The 20,636-nt window shown below is 68.6% G+C and carries 24 protein-coding genes; 15 read left to right on the top strand and 9 right to left on the bottom strand.

Annotated elements, in window-relative coordinates; genetic code table 11:
- The first annotated feature begins 9 nt into the window (after positions 1-9).
- From ABLI39_RS14660 to ABLI39_RS14650, 3 genes are all read left to right on the top strand, one after another.
- Positions 10-369, top strand: a complete 360-nt coding sequence (locus ABLI39_RS14660) for a non-heme iron oxygenase ferredoxin subunit (RefSeq protein WP_349414187.1) — start codon at positions 10-12, stop codon at positions 367-369.
- Between the two features lie 108 nt (positions 370-477).
- The gene (gene sufC / locus ABLI39_RS14655) at positions 478-1,275 is read left to right on the top strand and encodes a Fe-S cluster assembly ATPase SufC (RefSeq protein WP_146337627.1); all 798 of its coding nucleotides are present in this window, start codon (positions 478-480) and stop codon (positions 1,273-1,275) included.
- Between the two features lie 13 nt (positions 1,276-1,288).
- On the top strand, positions 1,289-1,621 hold the full coding sequence (locus ABLI39_RS14650; RefSeq protein WP_146337626.1) for a metal-sulfur cluster assembly factor: 333 nt from the start codon (positions 1,289-1,291) through the stop codon (positions 1,619-1,621).
- Positions 1,622-1,743: 122 nt separating this feature from the next.
- On the opposite strand, the gene ypfJ is transcribed toward ABLI39_RS14650, so the two are convergent.
- On the bottom strand, positions 1,744-2,628 hold the full coding sequence (gene ypfJ, locus ABLI39_RS14645; RefSeq protein ID WP_349414185.1) for a KPN_02809 family neutral zinc metallopeptidase: 885 nt from the start codon (positions 2,626-2,628) through the stop codon (positions 1,744-1,746).
- A gap of 58 nt (positions 2,629-2,686) precedes the next feature.
- Here ypfJ and ABLI39_RS14640 point away from each other — a divergent pair, with 58 nt between their 5' ends.
- A complete protein-coding gene (locus tag ABLI39_RS14640; protein ID WP_349414183.1) occupies positions 2,687-4,120 on the top strand; it encodes a class I adenylate-forming enzyme family protein in 1,434 nt (477 codons plus the stop codon).
- A gap of 10 nt (positions 4,121-4,130) precedes the next feature.
- The gene (locus ABLI39_RS14635; protein WP_349414181.1) at positions 4,131-5,357 is read left to right on the top strand and encodes a thiolase family protein; all 1,227 of its coding nucleotides are present in this window, start codon (positions 4,131-4,133) and stop codon (positions 5,355-5,357) included.
- Positions 5,358-5,809: 452 nt separating this feature from the next.
- Here the strand turns inward: ABLI39_RS14635 and ABLI39_RS14630 are convergent, their stop codons facing one another.
- From ABLI39_RS14630 to ABLI39_RS14620, 3 genes are read right to left on the bottom strand one after another with little or no spacing between them, the layout of a single operon-like run.
- Entirely contained in the window at positions 5,810-6,460 is a 651-nt protein-coding gene (locus ABLI39_RS14630; RefSeq protein ID WP_349414179.1) for an energy-coupling factor transporter transmembrane component T family protein, read from the bottom strand.
- Complete coding sequence (locus ABLI39_RS14625; protein ID WP_349414177.1) at positions 6,457-7,260, bottom strand: energy-coupling factor ABC transporter ATP-binding protein; 804 nt, start codon at positions 7,258-7,260, stop codon at positions 6,457-6,459. Before ABLI39_RS14625 ends, ABLI39_RS14630 begins: the two co-directional genes overlap by 4 nt.
- On the bottom strand, positions 7,257-7,877 hold the full coding sequence (locus ABLI39_RS14620) for a biotin transporter BioY (RefSeq protein WP_349414221.1): 621 nt from the start codon (positions 7,875-7,877) through the stop codon (positions 7,257-7,259). The genes ABLI39_RS14625 and ABLI39_RS14620 overlap by 4 nt, the downstream gene beginning before the upstream one ends.
- Positions 7,878-8,276: 399 nt before the next feature.
- Here ABLI39_RS14620 and ABLI39_RS14615 point away from each other — a divergent pair, with 399 nt between their 5' ends.
- Positions 8,277-9,875, top strand: coding sequence for an ABC-F family ATP-binding cassette domain-containing protein (locus ABLI39_RS14615; RefSeq protein WP_349414175.1), 1,599 nt, complete (start codon positions 8,277-8,279; stop codon positions 9,873-9,875).
- Between the two features lie 285 nt (positions 9,876-10,160).
- Here the strand turns inward: ABLI39_RS14615 and ABLI39_RS14610 are convergent, their stop codons facing one another.
- The 4 genes from ABLI39_RS14610 to ABLI39_RS14595 are packed head-to-tail and all read right to left on the bottom strand — an operon-like array spanning position 10,161 to position 12,228.
- Positions 10,161-10,628: a YbaK/EbsC family protein gene (locus ABLI39_RS14610; protein WP_349414173.1), complete on the bottom strand. Its 468-nt coding sequence runs from the start codon at positions 10,626-10,628 to the stop codon at positions 10,161-10,163.
- Positions 10,629-10,639: 11 nt separating this feature from the next.
- Positions 10,640-11,527, bottom strand: coding sequence for an SURF1 family cytochrome oxidase biogenesis protein (locus tag ABLI39_RS14605; protein WP_349414172.1), 888 nt, complete (start codon positions 11,525-11,527; stop codon positions 10,640-10,642).
- Positions 11,528-11,779, bottom strand: coding sequence for a hypothetical protein (locus ABLI39_RS14600; protein WP_349414171.1), 252 nt, complete (start codon positions 11,777-11,779; stop codon positions 11,528-11,530). It abuts the gene before it with no gap.
- Entirely contained in the window at positions 11,776-12,228 is a 453-nt protein-coding gene (locus ABLI39_RS14595; protein WP_349414170.1) for a DUF3099 domain-containing protein, read from the bottom strand. Before ABLI39_RS14595 ends, ABLI39_RS14600 begins: the two co-directional genes overlap by 4 nt.
- A gap of 151 nt (positions 12,229-12,379) precedes the next feature.
- Here ABLI39_RS14595 and fabG point away from each other — a divergent pair, with 151 nt between their 5' ends.
- From fabG to ABLI39_RS14575, 4 genes are all read left to right on the top strand, one after another.
- Positions 12,380-13,105: a 3-oxoacyl-ACP reductase FabG gene (fabG, locus tag ABLI39_RS14590; RefSeq protein WP_349414169.1), complete on the top strand. Its 726-nt coding sequence runs from the start codon at positions 12,380-12,382 to the stop codon at positions 13,103-13,105.
- A 111-nt stretch (positions 13,106-13,216) separates the two neighbouring features.
- Complete coding sequence (locus ABLI39_RS14585) at positions 13,217-13,636, top strand: Hsp20/alpha crystallin family protein (RefSeq protein WP_349414168.1); 420 nt, start codon at positions 13,217-13,219, stop codon at positions 13,634-13,636.
- A gap of 118 nt (positions 13,637-13,754) precedes the next feature.
- Positions 13,755-14,090: a hypothetical protein gene (locus tag ABLI39_RS14580; protein WP_349414167.1), complete on the top strand. Its 336-nt coding sequence runs from the start codon at positions 13,755-13,757 to the stop codon at positions 14,088-14,090.
- A 457-nt stretch (positions 14,091-14,547) separates the two neighbouring features.
- The gene (locus ABLI39_RS14575) at positions 14,548-15,306 is read left to right on the top strand and encodes an SDR family oxidoreductase (RefSeq protein WP_349414166.1); all 759 of its coding nucleotides are present in this window, start codon (positions 14,548-14,550) and stop codon (positions 15,304-15,306) included.
- A gap of 100 nt (positions 15,307-15,406) precedes the next feature.
- On the opposite strand, the gene serB is transcribed toward ABLI39_RS14575, so the two are convergent.
- Positions 15,407-16,297: a phosphoserine phosphatase SerB gene (gene serB / locus ABLI39_RS14570; RefSeq protein ID WP_349414165.1), complete on the bottom strand. Its 891-nt coding sequence runs from the start codon at positions 16,295-16,297 to the stop codon at positions 15,407-15,409.
- 133 nt (positions 16,298-16,430) lie between these two features.
- Here serB and ABLI39_RS14565 point away from each other — a divergent pair, with 133 nt between their 5' ends.
- The 5 genes from ABLI39_RS14565 (at position 16,431) to lplAB (ending at position 20,491) form a co-directional block, all read left to right on the top strand.
- Positions 16,431-17,216, top strand: a complete 786-nt coding sequence (locus tag ABLI39_RS14565) for an ABC transporter ATP-binding protein (protein WP_349414164.1) — start codon at positions 16,431-16,433, stop codon at positions 17,214-17,216.
- A gap of 18 nt (positions 17,217-17,234) precedes the next feature.
- A complete protein-coding gene (locus ABLI39_RS14560) occupies positions 17,235-18,020 on the top strand; it encodes a sulfite exporter TauE/SafE family protein (RefSeq protein WP_349414163.1) in 786 nt (261 codons plus the stop codon).
- 7 nt (positions 18,021-18,027) lie between these two features.
- Positions 18,028-18,837 (top strand): TrmH family RNA methyltransferase, encoded by an 810-nt coding sequence (locus ABLI39_RS14555; RefSeq protein ID WP_349414162.1) that lies wholly within the window; start codon positions 18,028-18,030, stop codon positions 18,835-18,837.
- A gap of 162 nt (positions 18,838-18,999) precedes the next feature.
- A complete protein-coding gene (locus tag ABLI39_RS14550; RefSeq protein WP_056739465.1) occupies positions 19,000-19,257 on the top strand; it encodes a type B 50S ribosomal protein L31 in 258 nt (85 codons plus the stop codon).
- A gap of 127 nt (positions 19,258-19,384) precedes the next feature.
- On the top strand, positions 19,385-20,491 hold the full coding sequence (gene lplAB / locus ABLI39_RS14545; protein WP_349414161.1) for a lipoate-protein ligase LplAB: 1,107 nt from the start codon (positions 19,385-19,387) through the stop codon (positions 20,489-20,491).
- Positions 20,492-20,636 lie beyond the last annotated feature (145 nt).

Below are 20,636 nucleotides of genomic sequence, written 5' to 3'. Positions count from 1 at the left end.
GGACGACACATGACGGAACAGCCCAAGGGCGAGTTGGTCTGCAGCGCCAGCGAGATCCAGCTCAAGCAGGCCCTGCGGATCCTGATCGACGACTACCCGGTGGCGGTCGTAAAGGACTCGATGGGGGAGATCCACGCGATCGGCGACACCTGCTCGCACGCGGACATCTCGCTCTCCGAGGGCGAGGTGGAAGGCTGCAAGATCGAGTGCTGGGGCCACGGCTCACAGTTCGACCTGCGCAGCGGCCAGCCGCTCCAGTTGCCCGCCTACGACCCGGTGCCCGTCTTTGCCGTCACCATCTTCGGTGACGACGTCTATGTGGACGTCAGCACCGTCCTGAACGGCGCCGAGGCTCCGAACTTCAGCTGACCGGGCCGGGGCACGCACCACCTGCCCCGGCCGGCAGCCAGCACCACCTAAAAACTTATCGACGAGAACCGCACCGCCGAGGCGGCGGTGCAGAGGAGAACAAGACACATGTCTACTCTTGAGATCAAGGACCTGCACGTCAGCATTGACACCGAGCAGGGCACCAAGGAAATCCTGAAGGGCGTCAGCCTGACCATCAAGACCGGCCAGACCCACGCCATTATGGGACCCAACGGCTCCGGCAAGTCCACGCTGGCGTCCACGATCGCCGGCCACCCGCGCTACAACGTCACGAGCGGCACCATCACGCTCGACGGCGAGGACGTCCTGGCGATGAGCGTCGACGAGCGCGCCCGCGCCGGCCTGTTCCTGGCCATGCAGTACCCGGTCGAGGTCCCGGGCGTCAGCATGACCAACTTCCTGCGCACCGCCAAGACCGCGATCGACGGCGAAGCCCCGAAGCTCCGCACCTGGACCAAAGACGTCAAGGCCGCCATGGAGCAGCTGCGCATCGACGCCGACTTCACCCAGCGCAACGTCAACGAAGGCTTCTCCGGCGGCGAGAAGAAGCGCGTGGAGATCCTCCAGCTGGAGCTCTTCAAGCCGAAGTTCGCCATCCTCGACGAGACCGACTCCGGCCTCGACGTCGACGCGCTGAAGGTTGTCTCCGAGGGCGTCAACCGCGCCCACGCCGAAGGCAACATGGGCACCCTGCTGATTACGCACTACACCCGGATCCTGCGCTACATCAAGCCGGAATTCGTGCACGTGTTCGTTGACGGCAAGGTCGTCGAAGAAGGCGGCCCGGAACTGGCCGACCGCCTCGAAGAAGAAGGCTACGACCGCTACCTCCCCGGGGCCGGAGCCGCCACCATCGCTGCCGCCGACGCCGCAGCACAGGCCTAGTTAGGACTACGCCATGACCGAAATCAATACGGCCCGCACGGGCCTCGAGGATGTCGAAGAGGCACTCAAGGATGTGATCGACCCAGAACTGGGCGTGAACATCGTTGACCTGGGCCTGCTCTACGGCCTCAAATACTCAGACGACGACGGCGCCCTGCTGATCGACATGACGCTCACCACGGCTGCCTGCCCGCTCACCGACGTGATCGAGGAGCAGGTCGGCAAGGCCCTGGACGGCATCGTCGACGACTGGCGCCTGAACTGGGTGTGGATGCCGCCGTGGGGTCCGGAACGGATCACCGAGGATGGCCGCGACCAGATGCGCGCCCTCGGCTTCAACATCTGATACGTCCCCACCGCCTCCCTAGCCTCGCTCCGCTTCGGCCAGGGAACCCTCGGCGGCGGCGGCCCCTGACATGAAACGGCGGGCCCACCTCTCAGAGGTGGGCCCGCCGTCGTCGTATGCGATTACGGGGTGGCGACCTTGAAGGTGTCGCACTGATTGATGTCGCCGGTCTTGTAGCCCTGGTAGAACCACTTCTGCCGCTGCGCGCTGGAACCGTGCGTCCACGACTCCGGGGAGACCCTGCCGGTGGCGGCCTTCTGGATCCGGTCATCGCCCACCGAGGACGCCGCGGACAGGGCATCCTGCAGGTCCTTGTCCGTCAGCGGCTCCAGGTACGCCTGGCCGGACTTGGGGTCCTTGGTGGTGGTGGCGTAGCGGACCCACAGCCCGGCGTAGCAGTCCGCCTGGAGCTCGGTGCGCACGGCGCCGGACTCGGGCCCCTGGGGGTCCTGCTGGGCGCGGTCGATGGTGCCGAGCAGGTTCTGGATGTGGTGCCCGAACTCATGCGCCACCACGTACTCCTGGGCCAGCGGGCCGCCGGAGGAGCCGAAACGGTCCACCAGCTCCTGGAAGAAGCCCGGATCAAAGTACGCGGTTTGGTCCGCGGGGCAGTAGAACGGGCCCACCTCCGAGGTGGCACTGCCGCACCCGGTGTTGGTGGCGCCGCGGAACAGCACCGTCTTGGGTTGCGGATACTGCTTGCCGTACTGGGCCAGGTAGGCCGGCCAGAATGCGTTCAGGCTGTTGACCGTGCCCACGATCCGGCAGTCAAGGTTGGCGTCGGCGTCGGCTCCGGTCTTGCAGGCAGGAGCCGTGGCCTGGCTCTGCGTCTGGTCCTGGGTGGTGCCGGTCAGGCCCTCGAGGAGGGCGGGGTTGATGCCGAACAGCGCGGCCAGGAGCAGCACAATGCCGCCGCCGATCCCGCCGCCGATCTTGGTGCCCCGGCCCATGCCGCCGCGGCTCTGGACCTGCGAGGGATCCAGCTGGACATTGTCATTGAAACTCATGCTGTCACAATATCCCCTGCCGCCCGCCGATAGGCGCCTGCCCGGTAAAGTTGATCCGATGCCTTTCCTCGACAGACTCCAGCGCTGGGCCGACGAGCGCCCCGACGACACCGCCGTCGTTGTGGCCGGCCAGCGCCTGAGCTGGGCTGCGCTCCGGGACGCCGCGGCCGAACTCGTACCGGCCACCCCTGCCGTCACGGTGCTGGCCGAACACAATTCCACCCGGTTCGCGGCCGCCTTCGCCGCGGCCGTGGCGGGCGGCCGGCGGTGCGCCGTGCTCGACCCCGCCTGGCCGCAGCAGCTCCGGGACACCCTCACCGCCCGGTTCGCGGAGGCTGACCCCGCCGGCGGCCCCGGCGGCCCCGGCGGCGACCCGGACGAAGGCTGGCCGGGAAACGAACTCTCCGACGGTGACCCGGAGACCCCGTTCCTGATCGGGCTCACCTCCGGGACCACCGCGGTCCCCAAAGCCTTCACCCGGTCGCGGCGGTCCTGGCAGCTCTCCTTCGACTCCTCCGTGGAGTTCTTCGGCCTCCGCCCGGGGGACCGGACGCTCGCGCCCGGACCGCTCGCCGCCAGCCTCAACCTCTACGCCCTGGCCGAGTGCCTGCATGCCGGCTCCGAGTTCCACACGCTGGCACAGTTCGACGTCGGGGCCGCGCATGCCGCGGTCAGCCACGACGGCATCACCCGCCTGGTGCTGGTCCCGACGATGCTCCGGCTGCTCAGCGAACGCGGCCTGGCCGGCGGCGTTGACGCCTCCGGGGTGCGGAGCATCATCTGCGCCGGCTCCAAGCTCGACGCCCGGACCGTCGAGGCGGCACGCCGGTGGGCGCCCAACGCCACCATCTTCGAGTACTACGGCGCCGCGGAGCTCAGCTTCGTCGCAGGCGCCGGGCTCCAGCCCGGCGCTGCCCCCGCGGCGGGCGGCACGGGAATCGGCCGCCCGTTCCCCGGCGTCGAGCTCAGCATCCTCGACGTCGACGGCGCCCCGGTTCCGGACGGGGCTGACGGCACCGTCTATGTCCGCAGCGGCATGGTCAGCGACGGATACCTCTGGGGCGACGACGGCGAGGCACTGCAGTGCGTCGCCGGCTGGTACACCGTCGGCGACCAGGGCTACCTCTGCGACGGCGTCCTGCACCTGCTGGGCCGCCGCTCGGACATGATCCTCACCGCCGGCACCAACGTCTACCCGCACGAGGTGGAACTGGCCCTCGCCTCCGTGCCCGGGGTCGCGGCCGTGGTCGCCGCCGGTATGGCCGACGAGCTCCGGGGCCAGCGCGTGGTTGCGGCGGTGCTGCCCGCCCACGGCGGCGTGACCGGCACCCAGCTGAGGACCGGCGTCGAGGATGTCCTGGCCCGGAACAAGCGGCCGCTGGAGTACTACCTGCTGGCCGAGCTGCCCCTCACGGACCGCGGCAAAATCAGCCGCCCGCTCCTGCTCGACTGGATTGCCCGCGGTGATCCACGGCTGCGGCGCCTTGGCTGAGGTTCCGGACGTGAGTGCTACGCCGGGCGGGGTGCGCCGCGCCGGGCTGCCGGCGGACCGGCAGCCCGTAATCATCGCCGCGCTCCGCACCCCGCTCTGCCGCGCCCACGGCGCCCTGAAGTCCCTGGACGCCCACGAACTGCTGGCCCCGGTGCTGCGCCGCCTGCTCGGCGACACCGGAGTCGCGGCCGGCCAGGTGGCGGACGTGGTGATCGGCAACGCCGTGGGCGGCGGCGGCAACGTCGCCCGGCTGGCGGCCCTGGAAGCGGGCCTGCCCGTGAGCATTCCGGGCCTGACTGTGGACCGGCAGTGCGGTTCCGGCCTGGATGCGATCGCCCTGGCCTGCCGGCTGATTGCCGCCGGCGGCAGTGTGGGAGGGGGTCCGGGCAGCGGAGATGTGTTCCTCGCCGGCGGGGTGGAGAGCATCAGCACGGCCCCGCTGCGGGCCCGGCCAGGTCCCGACGGTGCGCCGCGGTTCTTCAGCCGTGCCCGGTTCGCGCCCGACAGCCATGGCGATCCGGATATGGGGGTGGCGGCCGAAAACGTCGCGGCCCGCTTCGGCATTGCCCGGCAACGGCAGGACGATTACGCGCTGCGGAGCCACCGCCGGGCGCTCGGCGCCGCCGCGGACGGCACCTTCGCGGCCGAAACGGTGCCGCTGCCCGTCGCATCGGGGCCGGTGCGCGCCGACGACGGCCCGCGGCAGTCCCTCACGCCCGCGGTGCTGGCCCGATTCCCGGCTGCCTTCGTTCCGGGCGGGACGGTGACCGCAGGAAACTCCTGCTTCGACGCGGACGGGGCCGCCGCCGTCGTGGTCACCTCCCTGGCGCGGGCGAAAGCGCTCGGCGCCCGCGACGGCCTCGTGCTGCTCGGAACCGGCACGGCGGGCGTGGAACCGGCACTGCTGGGGATGGGAGCGGCCGTGGCGGCTGACCGTCTGCTGACGGCCACCGGCGTTTCGGCGCGGGACCTTGGCCTCATCGAGTTCAACGAGGCGTTCGCGGCGCAGGTGCTGGCCTGCCTCGACCACCTGGGGATCGACCCGCACCGTGCCAACCTCGACGGCGGCGCCCTCGCCCTGGGCCACGCCTACGGGGCTTCCGGCGCCGTGCTGGTCACCCGGCTGCTGGCCCAGGCCCGCCGCGACCCCCTGGACGGCAAGCTGGCGCTGGCCATGATCAGCATCGCCGGCGGAATGGGGACCGCCGCACTGTTCGAGTACCGCTCCTTCCACTAGCCCCGGGACGGACATGTCCATTCCCTGGCTCGGGGGTTGGACTTGCTCGGCGAGCCCGGAGGGACATGCCCATCCTTCGGCCGCAGCGTTGGACATAGTGCGTATATGTCCACTCCATGTGGCTAAGGATGGGCATGCTTGGGGGCGGGGCGCAGGAACGGGCATGTCCGGTGAACTTGCGCGTTGGAACATGCTCCGTCCCCGGCTTCAAGATTGGACATGCCGCACCGCCAGGACGGACATGTCCATCCTTCGGCCGCAGGCTTGGACATAGTGCGTATATGTCCACTCCATGTGGGCAGGGATGGGCATGCTCGTCGGCGGGGCGCAGGGACGGGCTTGTCCGGTGAACTTGTACGTTGGCCGGCAGCAGCCCCTTAGCCCTCCGGGTCCTCAGCCTCGCCGGGCCTCGGGGCCGTCAAGCTCGTCAGCTTCGCCGGCCCTCTGGGTCCTCAGCCTCGCCGGCCCTCTGGGTCGTCAAGCTCGTCAGCCTCGCCCAGGCCCCGGGCCGCCAGGGCGTCGCCGGTCTGGCGGGCGAACGCGACTGTGGTGATGAAGACCGGCAGCACCAGGGCCCGGGGGTTCCGGTCCAGGCCTCGGGCGCGGGCGGAATCACGGACATCGGCATAGGCGCCGGCGATGAAGGGGATACTCCGGAGCATGATCGCAATCGTGAGCGCAAACCGTTCAGGGTCGGCGCCGAAACGGCGGAACGGCCGGGCCAGGGAGGCGACACCATCCAAGAGCGCCTGGACCGGCGTGGTGGCGGTGAGGATTGACGCAGCCACCACGCACAGCAGGATGTTCAGCACAATCCTCGCAGCCGGGGCGCCGCCGAGCTGCCACCACTGGTACAGCCCGATCACGGCGAGCACCGGCAGCACCGGACGGACGGCCCGCACCAGCCGGCGCAGCCCGGCCCCGCTGAAGAGGTACACCCCGCACAGCAGCCCGAGCCCCGCGGCAGCCGCGGCCCAGCCGGCCACCAGGAACGACGCCATCCCGCACGCCAGCACCAGCAGGAACTTCAGCCACAACGGGGCGCGGTGCACCGGCGACGTTCCCGGCACATAGTTGGCCAGCAGGAAGCCATGCCCCCTCATGGCCGCGCCGATTCCCCGAAGACCGAATCCCCGGCGACCGACTGCCCGGCAACCGCCCCGCCGGCGGCCGAATCCCCTGCGGCCGGCGGAGCGGGCGCAGGGTCCGCTGCGCACAGCGCCCGGTAGTGCCCGACGGCGGCGGCCGGGACGCCGTCGAACACGATCCTCCCGGCGTCCACTACCAGCACGCGGTCGAGATCGAGGGCAAGGTCGAGGTCGTGTGTGGACAGGATGATCTGCTGATCCAGGCCCGCGAGGGTGCGGCGTAGCAGTTCCCGGTTCCGCAGGTCCAGCAGGGTGGACGGTTCGTCGAGGACCAGGATGTCCGGGTCCACGGCCAGCACCGCGGCGAGGGCCACGAGCTGGCGTTCACCGCCGGAAAGCTCGTAAACGCTCTGGTCCGCCAGCGGCAGCAGGCCAAAACGGTCCAGCACCGCCTCCGCCTGCGCCCGCCGCTCACGCGGGTTCCGCACCAAGCGGCGCAGGGACAGTTCCACGTCCTCGCGCCCGGTGGGCATCACGAGCTGCGCGAGGGGGTCGGTGAAGACAAACCCGACCCGCCGCCGGACCGCGCGGACGCCGCGGACCGTGTCGGCTCCGTGCACCGTCACCGTGCCGGAACTGGGCGGGACAAGGCCGTTGACCATCCGCAGCAGTGTGGATTTCCCCGAGCCGTTAGCCCCGATGACGCCGATCCGGTGCTCGGTCAGCGACAGGGACACCGGTTCCAGCAGCGTTTTGGGCTCCGGCCGGCCGTCGACGGCCACCCGGACCGCGGCGCGATCGAAGACAACGCTCATGCGGGCGGTGTGGGCTCGTCGGCCGGGCGGGCACGGCGCACCAGCAGATCGGGGAAGGCCTTGTGCAGGGCCAGCGCGACGCTCACGGCCAGGATGTTCTTGATCACATCGCCCGGGTAGAAGGCCAAATCGGCGAGGAAGGCCTTGGACAGATCCAGCCGGGCGTTCACCATCAGTCCCAGGATGCCAAGGCTGTGGACGAAGACGATGCTCCCGGCCATCGCCGCGGCGAACAGGGCCAGCGCGCGGACCTTCCCCGTGGTGCGCCGCAGGACGACGGCGGCGAGCCAGCCCACGGCGGCGGCCGCGATCGGGAAAGCCAGAATGTACCCGGCGGAGGGTCCGGCCAGCACCCCCAGGCCGCCGCGGCCGTTGCTGAAGATGGGCAGCCCGGCCAGTCCCAGCAGCACGTACAGCCCGACGGCGGCGAAGGCCCGGCCGGGTCCGAGGGCGAGGCCGGTGAGCATCACGGCCAAGGTCTGGACGGTGATCGGGACGCCGAGCGCCCCGACCGGGATGGCGGGAACGACGGCGGACACCGCGACGAGGGCGGCGAACACAGCGATCAGCCCGAGGTCGGTCGCGTTCCAGCGCCGGCGGCGGCCCGGGCGGTCGATGGCGGGGGAGGAACCGGTCCCGGGGCCGGTTGCGGCGGTGGCTCCGGCGGCGGCGCTGCTCTCAGTCTTGCTCACGGTTGTCCTGTCACGAAAAGGGGTGGCACGCGGCAGGGCGTGCGGGTCTCACTTCCGACGATACGGCGGCGGCAACGCAGGCATTTTGTAGGGCTTCCACTAAACCGCGGCCCCGCAGCTGGGCCACCCCGCCAATAGACACCCGGACGGGAGACCCGAGCGGTGGGCAGGTCCGCCGTCGTCCGCGGCCTTCCGCGATGTCAGCCGCCGGGGGAGCTGCCGGTAGACTGGTAGGGGCCGTCCTCTCGGCCACACCGCCCCGGCCCCGTCCAATTTCCATCCGTTGTGCCGCGGCGTTCCCCGTTGTGAAAGGCCTTAGCTGCATTGATTACCGTCCAGGATCTCGAACTGCGCGCCGGCGCCCGTCTGCTTATGGACCAGGTGAGCTTCCGGATCGACAAGGGAGACAAGATCGGCCTCGTCGGCCGTAACGGTGCAGGCAAGACCACACTGACCCGCGTGCTGGCCGGCGAGGGCCTGCCTGCCGCCGGCAAGGTCACCCGCAGCGGGGAGATCGGCTACCTGCCCCAGGATCCGCGCACGCCGGACATGGAGCAGCTCGCCCGGGACCGGATCCTCTCCGCCCGCGGCCTCGACATTGCCGTCGGCAAGCTCCGGACCGCGCACGAGGAGATGGCCAGCGAGGACCCCACCATCCAGCGCAAGGCCATGAACCGCTACGACCGGCTGGAATCCGAATTCCTGGCCGCCGGCGGCTACGCAGCCGAGGCCGAGGCCGCGGCGATCTGCTCCAACCTCGCCCTGCCGGACCGGCTGCTGAACCAGCCGCTCAAGACCCTCTCCGGCGGCCAGCGCCGCCGTGTGGAGCTCGCCCGCATCCTGTACTCCGACGCCGAGACGATGCTGCTCGATGAGCCCACCAACCACCTCGACGCCGACTCCATCGCCTGGCTTCGGGAGTTCCTGAAGAACCACCAGGGCGGCCTCATCGTGATCAGCCACGACACCGAGCTGCTCGAGGCCACGGTGAACAAGGTCTTCCTGCTGGACGCCAACCGCGCGCAGATCGACTTCTACAACATGGACTGGAAGCGTTACCTGACCCAGCGCGAGACCGACGAGCGCGCCCGCAAGCGCGAACGCGCCAACGCCGAAAAGAAGGCCCAGGTCTTGATGGACCAGGCCAACAAGATGCGCGCCAAGGCCACAAAGGCCGTCGCGGCGCAGAACATGGCCAAGCGCGCCGAACGGCTGCTCGGCGGCCTCGAAGCGGTCCGCGAGAACGACCGCGTCGCCGCCCTGCGCTTCCCGGACCCGTCGCCCTGCGGCAAGACCCCGCTCACCGCCGACGGCCTCTCCAAGTCCTACGGTTCGCTCGAAATCTTCACCGACGTCGACCTCGCGATCGACCGCGGCTCCAAGGTGGTCATCCTGGGCCTCAACGGTGCCGGTAAGACCACGCTGCTGCGCATGCTCGCCGGCGTCGACAAACCGGACACCGGCGAGGTCATCCCCGGCCACGGCCTGAAGGTGGGCTACTACGCGCAGGAGCATGAGACGCTCGACGTCGACCGCACCGTGCTGCAGAACATGCGTTCCGCCGCCCCGGACATGAACGATTCCGAGGTCCGCGGCATCCTCGGCTCGTTCCTGTTCTCCGGCGACGACGTCGACAAGCCCGCGGGCGTGCTCTCCGGCGGTGAAAAGACCCGGCTCGCGCTGGCCACGATCGTCGCGTCCAGCGCCAACGTCCTGCTCCTCGACGAGCCCACCAACAACCTCGACCCGGCCAGCCGCTCCGAAATCCTCGGTGCGCTGCGCAACTACACCGGCGCCGTGGTGCTGGTCAGCCACGACGAAGGTGCCGTCGAGGCGCTCAATCCGGAGCGCGTGGTGTTGCTGCCCGATGGGGTCGAGGACCTGTGGAACGAGGACTACCTGGACCTCATTACGTTGGCGTAGGCCGCGGCTCAGGCTCGCGCCGCACTCGCCTTCGCGTCTCACGCGCTACATTTGCCGCGTGCTCGCTCGTTCCTCGCTTAGACGCACGCTACGCAAATGAACCGCGTTCGGCGCTTGCGGCGATGTCGCTATTGGGATCGCGGTCACGTCTTCGTCGCCTTCACCACCCACTTCTGGCACCGGGCTTATCCATCTGACGCGAACGGCCGCTAACCGGTTCGGTTTAGCGGCCATTCGTGGCTAACCGATGTGGGTCACCGTTGCGCTCCAAGACGTTTGCCTTCGTTAGCGGACGGGCATTTCTTGTGCGTTGGTGATGCGGTGGAGGTCCTGGTAGGTGATGGAGAACATGGAATTGTGGTCTCCGGCGCCGGCCCAGAGGAGCTCGTGGGCATTGAGGGTCTGGTCCAGGATTGTCCTGATTTTCTCCGGGTGGCCTATCGGGGCTACTCCGCCGACGTGCTGGCCGGTGTGGGCCAGGACGAAATCGGGCGTTGCGCGGCGGATCTTGCCCGACCCCAGTTGCGCGGCCACCTTGCCGGTGTCGACCCGGGCCGCGCCGCTGGCGAGAATCAGCAGGGGGGCGCCGTCGACGTCGAAGACCAGGCTGTTGGTGATCGCCGCGACGTCGCAACCCAAAGCAGCCGCGGCGGCAGCTGCGGTCGGCACCTGCGTCTCAAAGACGGCGACGGTGTCGGCCGAGCCGGCCGCGAGCAGCGCGCGCCGGACGTTCGCTACGGCGTCGGAGTCCACGGGGTGCTCCTTCAGAATCCCTGGGCGTCGAGGATGGCGTCTTCCTCTTCCTCCGCAGTGGCGTTCTTCCGCTTGCGGGGGACGGGACGACGGCGGGGCGCCGGGTTGCTGGCGTGCAGGTACCCGTCGCCGTCGGGCCGGTTCTCGTAGTCCCCGGCGTCCTCCGCATCGATCTCGGCGTTGCGTGCCTGTTGCCGTGCCGCGTAGCCGAAGCCGACAAACATCAGCACACCGAACGCGAACCACTGCAGCGAGTAGGACAGGTGTGTGCCCTCCTCGGTGGAGGGCTTGGGGAATCCGACCGGCATCTCCGCCGCCGCAGGGGTTTCGGAGGCCAGCTGGCCGTACGCGCCGGTGAGGACTGGGTACCCGAGCTGGGCGGAGTAGGCGGCCAGATCAATCGAGGCGAGCTGCCCGTCCGGGGCGCCGCGCTGCAGTTCCGGCTCCGAATGTTTGAGCCTGGCCACCACGGTGACGGGTCCGGCCGGCGGGGCCGGCACCGAGTCGGGGCTGCCGGGGGTCTTGTTGCCGATCGGCAGCCAGCCGCGGTCAATCACCACCGTCTCGCCCGACTCGAGCTTGAACGGCACCACGACCTCGTAGCCTGGCTGGCCGTTAAGCGGGCGGTTGCGGACAATGCGCTGGCCCGCGGTGTCGTAGCGGCCGCGCAGCTCCACCTGCGTCCACTCACGCTCGGCGTCGAGCTTGAGGAACTGGTCCCGGGCGGCGGCGAAGGGAATCGGAGTGGCGGAATAGTTGGAGACCACGCGGTTGATTTCCGCCAGGGTTTCCGCCCGGCGGTCCATCTGCCAGCGGCCCAGGAACACGCAGGCGGTCGCGAAAATGGCGGCCAGCAGCAGATAGCCCAGCCACTTGCTGGAGAACAGGAACCGGTACATTCAGCCGACCCTGCCTGCGTCGCCGTCGGCGGCGGACAACGGAAGTGTCTCTTTCCACAGGCCCCGGGTCTGCAAGTAGTCCTCCAGCCAGGCGCGGTGGTCAGGGCAGGCGAGCCAGCTTTTGCGGCGCTCCGGGGTGTGGATTTTGGGGTTGTTCCACAGCAGTTGCCACTCGGCGTCGGCGCGGCAGGCCTTGCGGGAGCACATCGCAGCCGCCGGGGCGGCGGCGCCGGCCAGGTCAAAAAGGTTCATGAAGCAGCCTGCCTGTGGTCCTCGTCGTCGTCAATCAGCTCGCCCTGCAGCAGGGTGATGGGCGCGTCCGCAGATGGCGGGCCCTGGCCGGCCGTTCCCTCGTCCAGGGGCGCGTCCAGCTCGCCCATCGGCACGAAGTCGATCAGTGAGTCGCTGTGGACTTCGGCGTGGTCGCTGCCGTTGGCGATCACCACCGCAAACCAGGGCAGGAAGACGGCCCCGATCACGGGAATGATTTTGAACCAGCCGTCCACCACAAAAACCAGGACCAGGCAGACCATGCGGATGCCCATGGCCACGGCGTACTTGACCATCCGCTGGCGCATCTCTTCCGAGTGCGCGACGGCTGCGTCGGTAATGCTGTGGACCTCGGTGTCGCCGGAGTCCTCCCCGGACGTCCGCTCACCGGGTGGGTTCTTGTTAGTCACGGCTGTCAGATCACGCTCCATAGGCTTGCTTCGATTCTCTCACCATCAGCGGAGGCGCCCAAACAGCGCGGTCACCGACGCGGGGCAGGCTGGCGCCGGAGGCTAAGATCGGAGGCAGGAAAATCCAGCCCCCACCCGCGGTGCGAGCGCGCCGCAGAAACCGGAGTCCACCATGACTGAAGCAACGTCCACCGGCCGCAGCGTCCTCATCACCGGCGGCAACCGGGGCATCGGCCTCGCCATCGCCGAGTCCTTCCTCGCCAACGGCGACAAGGTTGCCGTCACCTACCGCAGCGCGGCCACCCTTCCGGAAGGCATCCTCGGCGTGAAGGCCGACGTCACGGACGAGGCGTCCGTGGACGCGGCGTTCGCCGAAGTCGAAGCGGCGCACGGCCCCGTGGAGGTGCTGGTGGCCAACGCCGGCATCACCAAGGACACCCTCTTGATGCGCATGAGCGAGGATGACTTCACCTCGGTGATCGACACCAACCTCACGGGTGCCTTCCGCGTGATCAAGCGCGCGTCCAAGGGCATGATCCGGGCACGCAAGGGACGGGTGGTGCTGATTTCCTCGGTCTCCGGCCTGTACGGCGCCCCGGGCCAGATCAACTACTCCGCCTCCAAGGCCGGCCTGGTCGGCATTGCCCGCTCGCTCACCCGCGAACTCGGCGGCCGCGGCATCACCGCCAACGTGGTGGCCCCGGGCTTCATCAACACGGACATGACCGCCGAACTTCCGGAGGCCACGCAGAAGGACTACCTGTCCAAGGTTCCCGCGGGCCGCTTCGCCGAGGCGTCAGAGGTCGCCGACGTCGTCCGCTGGATCGCGAGCGACGAGGCCGCCTACATCTCCGGCGCGGTGATCCCGGTCGACGGCGGCCTGGGCATGGGCCACTAGGGGCCGGACCGGGCCTTTGGCCCTAGGCGGGGCCGCGGGCGGGGGCGTGTAATGGAGGCACAGCCCCTCACCTCGCAACGGCAGGGGCATGGACCCAGGAGGATTTTGATCATGGCTGATCTCAGCAAGTGGGCGCCGTCGGACATGCTGGAGCCTGTCCGCCGCTTCCTCGACGGCGACCTCACAATGGCGTCGACCATCAAGGTCGAACAGTTCCAGGACGGCAATACCCTGGTGGTGCGGGCCGAGGTTCCCGGCATCGATCCCGACAAAGACGTCGACGTATCGGTCAGTGAAGGCATGCTGCACATCAGGGCCGAACGCGAGGAAAAGTCCGAGCACAAGAGCAAAAACGGCTACCGCTCGGAGTTCCGCTACGGCTCCTTTGTGCGCAGTATCGCCCTGCCGGCCGGAGCCAAAGAGGAAGACATTACCGCCAGCTACAAGGACGGGGTCCTCGAGGTCCGGGCGCCGGCCCCGGTGGCAGCGCCGGGGGAGCCGAGCAAAAAGATCCGGGTCGACCGGGGCTAATCCGGACCGTTTAACCTTCGTTCGCGCAGTTGGGCGGGCTTTCACTGGACCGCCGGATGGGCATGCCCATTCTTCGCGGTCCGACAGCGGACATGCTCAGCCCTGGCCGCGCACTTCGATGGGCATGCTCATTCCTCAAAGCGCGCAATGGACATTTACCGAATATGTCCATTGGCCGCGCCGCCGGATGGGCATGCTCATTCCGCAAAGCGCGCAATGGACATTTACCGAATATGTCCATTGGCCGCGCCGCCGGATGGGCATGCTCATTCCGCAAAGCGCGCAATGGACATTTACCGAATATGTCCATTGGCCGCGCCGCCGGATGGGCATGCTCATTCCGCAAAGCGCGCAATGGACATTTACCGAATATGTCCATTGGCAGCGCCGCCGGATGGGCATGCTCATTCCTCAAAGCGCGCAATGGACATTTACCGAATATGTCCATTGGTAGCGCCGCCGGATGGGCATGCTCATTCCTCAAAGCGCGCAATGGATATTTACCGAATATGTCCATTGGTAGCGCCGCCGGATGGGCATGCTCATTCCTCAAAGCGCGCAATGGATATTTACCGAATATGTCCATTGGTAGCGCCGCCGGATGGGCATGCTCATTCCGCAAAGCGCGCAATGGACATTTACCGAATATGTCCATTGGCGGCTCCACCGGATGGGCATGCCCAGAGGCCGAGCGTCGACCGGCGACCTGCTCCCGCGTGGCACCCCGGCGTTCCCGGCTCTAGCCGCCCCGTCCCGCACGCAAGGTTCGACGTCGGCCCTCTCCGCAACCGTCCCTAAACTAGGCCCGTCCGCCTTCTTTGTGGATCCCGAACAACTGAAATGCCGCGGGGCGCTGGCATGATGGACAGCAGACCCAACAGTATTTGGACGTTTGGAACAAAGGAGCTCGAATGGGATTGCTGGACAACAAGACCGCCATCGTTACCGGTTCATCGCGCGGCATCGGCGCCGAGGTGGCAAAATTCCTCGCCGCGGAGGGTGCCGCCGTCGTCGTCAATTACCGCCAGAAGGCCCCGCGCGCGAACAAAGTGGTCGCCGAGATTGAGGCCGCCGGTGGCCGCGCCGCGGCTGTCGGCGCGGACCTGACCACGCAGGAAGGCGTCCAGGCCCTCGCCAGCGCCGCGATGGAAAACTTCGGCTCGCTGGATCTGCTGGTCCTCAACGCCTCCGGCGGCATGGAATCCGGTATGGAAGAGGGCTACGCCCTCAAGCTCAACCGCGACGCCCAGGTCAACATGCTCAACGCCGCGGTGCCGCTGATGCCCGAGGGCTCGCGCGTGGTGTTTGTGACCAGCCACCAGGCTCACTTCATCGAGACCGTCCCCACCATGCCCGAATATGAGCCCGTCGCCCGCAGCAAGCGTGCCGGCGAAGATGCGCTCCGCGAGCACGTGCCGAGCCTCGCCGAGAAGGGGATCTCCCTGGTGGTCGTCTCCGGTGACATGATCGAGGGCACCGTCACGGCCACCTTGCTGGACCGCTCCAACCCGGGCGCCATCGAGGCCCGCCGTGCCGAGGCCGGCAAGCTCTACTCGGTCAGGGAATTCGCTGCGGAGGTCGCCAAGATGGCCACCGCCGACGTCGAGACCGGCCACACCGAGTATGTTGGCGGCGCCGACTACTTCGACAAGGCCGGCGGCACCAACTAGGCCGCGCCGTGATGGCACCTGGCGCCAGCGTTCCTCACAAACGCTGCCGCCGGGTGCCATCCGGCGTTAAGGCGCCGCCCGGGTGCGCGGCCGCTGAAGCTTAGACCCCGGCGATGTGCCGGACGGCGTCCAGGTAGGACATATTGATAGCGGCGTCTGCCGCGGCCCGGACGGCCGGCTTGGCGTTGAACGCGACGCCGATCCCGGCGGCGCCGAGCATGTCCAGGTCATTGGCGCCGTCGCCCACCGCAATGGTGTGCTCCATCGGGATGCCCTCGGCGGCCGCCCACTCGCGCAGGTACTTCTCCTTGGCGGCACGGTCCACGACGTCGCCCACCACCTTGCCCGTCAGGGCGCCGTCGGAAATTTCCAGCTCGTTGGCGATCCAGTGGTCCAGCCCCAGCCGCTCCGCAATCGGGCGCAGGACCTGGTTGAAGCCGCCCGAGACGACTGCCACCGCGTGGCCGGCCGCCTTGAAGGCGGCCACCAGTTCGGCGGCGCCGTCGCTCAGTGTCACCTCGGCGCGGACGGAATCGACGACGTCGGCCGGCAGCCCGGCGAGCACCGCCACCCGGGCGTGCAGGCTCTGGGCAAAGTCCAGCTCGCCCCGCATGGCCGCCTCGGTCACGGCCGTGACTTCCTCGCGTTTGCCCGCATAGGCGGCCAGCAGTTCAATGACCTCCTGTTTGATCAGGGTTGAGTCAACGTCCATGATCAGGAACTTCCGCGGGGCCCGCCGCAGCACGGCGGGAACAACGGCTATGTCCACCCCGTCGATTCCGGCGATGCTCCGGCGGAGCTCGGCCAGTCCGGCGGAGGTAAGGGCGCCCGGGAGCGTGCAGTCCACGGAATAGACGGAGTAGCGGCCGTCGCCGGCAGTATTTTCGGAGCCCAGGGCCAGCCCCGCCCCGGCCAGCGACCGGCGCACCTGCTCAACTTGGGAAGGGGACAAATTGATGCCGTAGCTGACCGCGGTCACGTTCGAACTCATGGCCTCAATCCTAGCGAGCGGGCCGGGGCGGACCGGAATTGGTTTCGCTCCGGTGACGCGGGCCACGGGGACCGCCGCCGGGCGCCCGGCCCGGTTATCAGTCGTCCGCTTTTTTGTCCTAGTGTCTACTCCTATGAGTGATGTTCTTGAAATGGCCGCCGTCAGCGTTGTGCGTGGGGCGAAAACGCTCCTCGACAAGGTCGACTGGCAGGTCAAGGAGGGCGAGCGCTGGGTGATCCTGGGCCCCAACGGCGCCGGCAAGACCACTCTGCTGCAGGTGGCCGCCGCCCGCCTGCACCCCACGTCCGGAATGGCCGGAATCCTCGAAGAGATCCTCGGCGCCGTCGACGTCTTCGAACTCCGGCCGCGGATCGGCCTGTCCTCGGCCGCCCTGGCCAACCAGATTCCCGAGCACGAGAAGGTCCTCAACGTCGTTGTGACCGCCGCCTACGGGGTCACCGGCCGCTGGCGCGAGGGCTACGAGAAGGACGACGAACGCCGCGCCTTCGCCCTGCTCAACGAGTGGGGGATGGGCCCGCTGCTGAACCGCCCGTTCGCCTCGCTCTCCGAGGGGGAACGCAAGCGTGTGCAGATCGCCCGCGCGCTCATGACCGACCCGGAACTGCTGCTGCTCGACGAGCCCGCCGCCGGCCTTGACCTGGGCGGCCGCGAAGACCTCGTCCACCGGCTCAGCGGACTGGCCCGCGACGACGCGGCCCCCGCGATCGTGCTGGTCACCCACCACCTGGAAGAAGTCCCGCCGGGCTTCACCCACGCCCTCTTGATGCGCGACGGCGGCGTGGTCGCCTCCGGCCCGCTGGAGGCGGTGCTGACCGCGGAGAACCTCAGCACGACGTTCGGTGTGGACCTGGATGTCAACGTCTCCGGCGGCCGCTACACCGCCACCGCCCGCCGCTGAAGGGACCACTGACAGCGCGTGGAGTTCCTCAGCAGCGTCTTCATTTTCTTCGCCGGGCTCTGGGCCGGCACCATCAACAGCGTGGTGGGTTCCGGCACGCTCGTGACCTTCCCGGTGCTGATCGCGCTCGGCTTCGCGCCGGTCACCGCCTCGATCAGCAACGCCACGGGCCTCGTGGCGGGCAGCGCCGCCGGCGCCTGGGGCTACCGCAAGGAGCTCGCCGGGCGCCGCAACCAGCTGCTGAAGCTGCTGCCGGCATCGCTGCTGGGCGGAATTAGCGGCGCCTACCTGCTGCTGCACCTGCCGGAGATGGTCTTCCAATACGCGGCACCTGCCCTGATTGTGGTGGCCCTGCTGATGGTCGTGTTCCAGCCCCGGCTCCAGCGCTGGGTGCAGACCCGGGAGCAGAACCCGGAGCACGCCATCCGTGACAAGCAGCACGGGATCCTGCTCGTGGTGCTGGTCTACCTCGCCGGCGTCTACGGCGGCTACTTCGTGGCGGCGCAGGGCATACTGCTGGTGGGCATCCTGGGAGTCTTTATGGCCGGGACCATGCAAAACGCCAACGCCATGAAAAACATCCTGGTCCTGGGTGTGAACATCGTGGCTGCCGTGTCCTACCTGCTCTTTGCCTTCGACCGGATCAGCTGGACCGCCGTCGGCCTGATCGCCGTCAGCTCGCTGATCGGCGGCCTGATCGGCGCCCGGGTGGGCCGGCGGCTCTCACCGACGGTGCTGCGCGGCGTCATCTTCACCCTGGGCCTGGTGGCGCTGGGCTTTATGATCGCCAAACTGCTGAACTGAGCCGACCATGAGCTTCCATCACCTCGAATCCGCGGACGACCCGCGCGTCGCCGACTACACCCGGCTGACCGACGTGCACCTGCGCAAGCTCCGCGAACCCGCCGAAGGTATGTACATCGCCGAGTCCTCCCGGGTGCTGCGCCGTGCCCTCGCCGCCGGGCACCGGCCCCGGTCCTTCTTCCTGGCGGAGAAATGGCTCCCGGACCTCGCGGATGTTTTCGAGCAGTATCCGGACGTGCCGGCCTACATCGGGTCGGCCCCGCTGCTGGAGGAGATCACCGGGTTCCACCTGCACCGCGGCGCGATGGCCGCCATGCACCGCCCCGCGCCCGTTCCGCTGCCGGAACTGCTCGCCGATGCCCGCCGGATCGCCGTCCTCGAGGACATCGTGGACCACACGAACGTCGGCGCGATCTTCCGCTCGGCCGCCGCGCTGGGCCTCGACGCCGTGCTGGTGACCCCGCGCTGCGGCGACCCGCTGTACCGGCGCAGCGTCCGCGTCAGCATGGGCACCGTGTTCCAGGTCCCGTGGGCCCGGCTGGAGGAATGGCCGGGCTCACTGGCAGTGCTGCAGGAGCACGGCTTCCTGGTGGCGGCGATGGAGCTGACCGAGGACGCCGTCGACGTCGACGTCCTCGCGGCCCGAAACCCCGAGAAGCTGGCACTGGTGCTCGGCACCGAGGGTGCCGGAATGAGCGAGGCGACCCTCGCCGCCGTCGACCTCGCCGTGAAGATCCCCATGCGACCCGGCGTCGATTCGCTCAACGTGGCGGCCGCTTCCGCCGTCGCGTTCTGGGAGCTGCGGCACCGCGGCTGATGCCCCAAAGCCGGCGGTGGACCGCATGCGGACCGGTTCGTCGGGCCGGCGGATCTCGGCTATGATGGGTAGCTGGCCGTGCTGTGCCTTCCGGCGCCGGGCAGCCATCCCACTCATACCTGGCAGCTGGCAAAATCCAGTTGCGCGAACAAAGGTCCAATTATGCAGTCTGATATCCACCCGAAGTACGAAGCTGTTGTTTTCAACGACCTGGCTTCCGGCGTCAAGTTCCTGACCAAGTCCACCGTGTCTTCCTCGAAGACCATCGAGTGGGAAGACGGAAACACCTACCCGGTCATCGACGTCGAAATCTCCTCCGAGTCCCACCCGTTCTACACGGGCAAGCAGCGCATCATGGACTCTGCAGGCCGCGTCGAGCGCTTCAACGCTCGCTTCAAGGGCTTCGGCGGCAAGAAGTAACCTTCTGCTCCCAAGGTCTTTTGGAAAAGCCCGCACCGGCAACGGTGCGGGCTTTTCGCGTCCCGGGCCTTGTGCGGACCGGTCTTCACGCGAACCCGCGCCGGCGGCCCGTGGCAGGATTAAGGGCATGACAACCCTTCCCACCGTCCCCGGTTCCGGCAGCGCAGACGAGGACGGCCGCCGCCGCCACGGCGAGTACAAGGTCCCCGGCGGGAAACTCGTGGTGGCCGACCTCGACGTCGTCGACGGCGTCCTAGCGCACGTCTCGATCAGCGGGGACTTCTTCCTGGAGCCCGACGAGGCGCTCCTGGACATCAACCGCAGCCTCACCGGCCTGCCCGTCGACGCCGGCGCGGCCGACCTTGCCGCGGCCGTCACCGCGGCGCTGCCGGGGGACGCGGTGCTGTTCGGCTTCTCCGCCGGCGCGGTCGCGATCGCGGTCCGGCGCGCCCTGGCCAAAGCCACCGGCTGGGGCGACCACCACTGGAACATCATCGGACCCTCGGTGCTGCCCACGCACGTGAACGTCGCACTCGACGAAGTCCTCACCGAAGAGGTCGGTGCCGGCCGGCGCAACCCGACACTTCGGTTCTGGGATTGGGAGGAACCGTCCGTGGTGATCGGCAGTTTCCAGTCCGTCCGCAACGAGGTCCACCCCGACGGCGTCAGCCGGCACGGGATCAGCGTGGTCCGCCGGATCAGCGGCGGCGGCGCCATGTTCATGGAGGCCGGCAACTGCATCACCTACTCGCTGTACCTGCCGCAGACCCTCGTGGACGGCATCAGCTTCGCCGACTCCTACGGTTTCCTGGACGCGTGGGTGATGGCGGCGCTGGACAAGGTGGGCATCAAGGCGTTCTATGTGCCCCTGAACGACATCGCCACCGACCAGGGCAAGATCGGCGGGGCGGCGCAGAAGCGGCTCGCCAACGGCGGCATGCTGCACCACGTCACCATGAGCTACGACATCGACGCGGACAAGATGGTGGAGGTGTTGCGGATCGGCAAGGAAAAGCTTTCGGACAAGGGCACCACCAGTGCCAAGAAGCGCGTCGACCCGCTCCGCCGGCAGACTGGCCTGGCCCGGGCCGAGATCGTCGCGGCGATGATGGAGGTCTTCACCGAGCGCTACGGGGCGACGCCGGCGGAACTCACCGAGGCCGAACTCGACGCCGCGCGCAGGCGGGTGGAGACCAAGTTCGGCACCGCGGAGTGGCTGCACCGGGTCCCGTAGGGCGCCCAGGGCGGGCGGCATCCTGCGTCGATACTCCACAAGTGGCCGCTTCACGCACCCGTTTAGCGGCCATGTGCGTCAGAAAAGCGCGCCCCCGCTGCTGCCCGGCGGCCATTCGCGTCAGATAGGCGCCCCGGACTGCAGC

It is taken from the genome of Pseudarthrobacter sp. B907, assembly GCF_040137805.1.
In the GTDB taxonomy this organism is placed as follows: domain Bacteria; phylum Actinomycetota; class Actinomycetes; order Actinomycetales; family Micrococcaceae; genus Arthrobacter.
The sequence above is the reverse complement of the archived record's forward strand: the minus strand, read 5'-3'. Positions and strand labels throughout refer to the sequence as shown.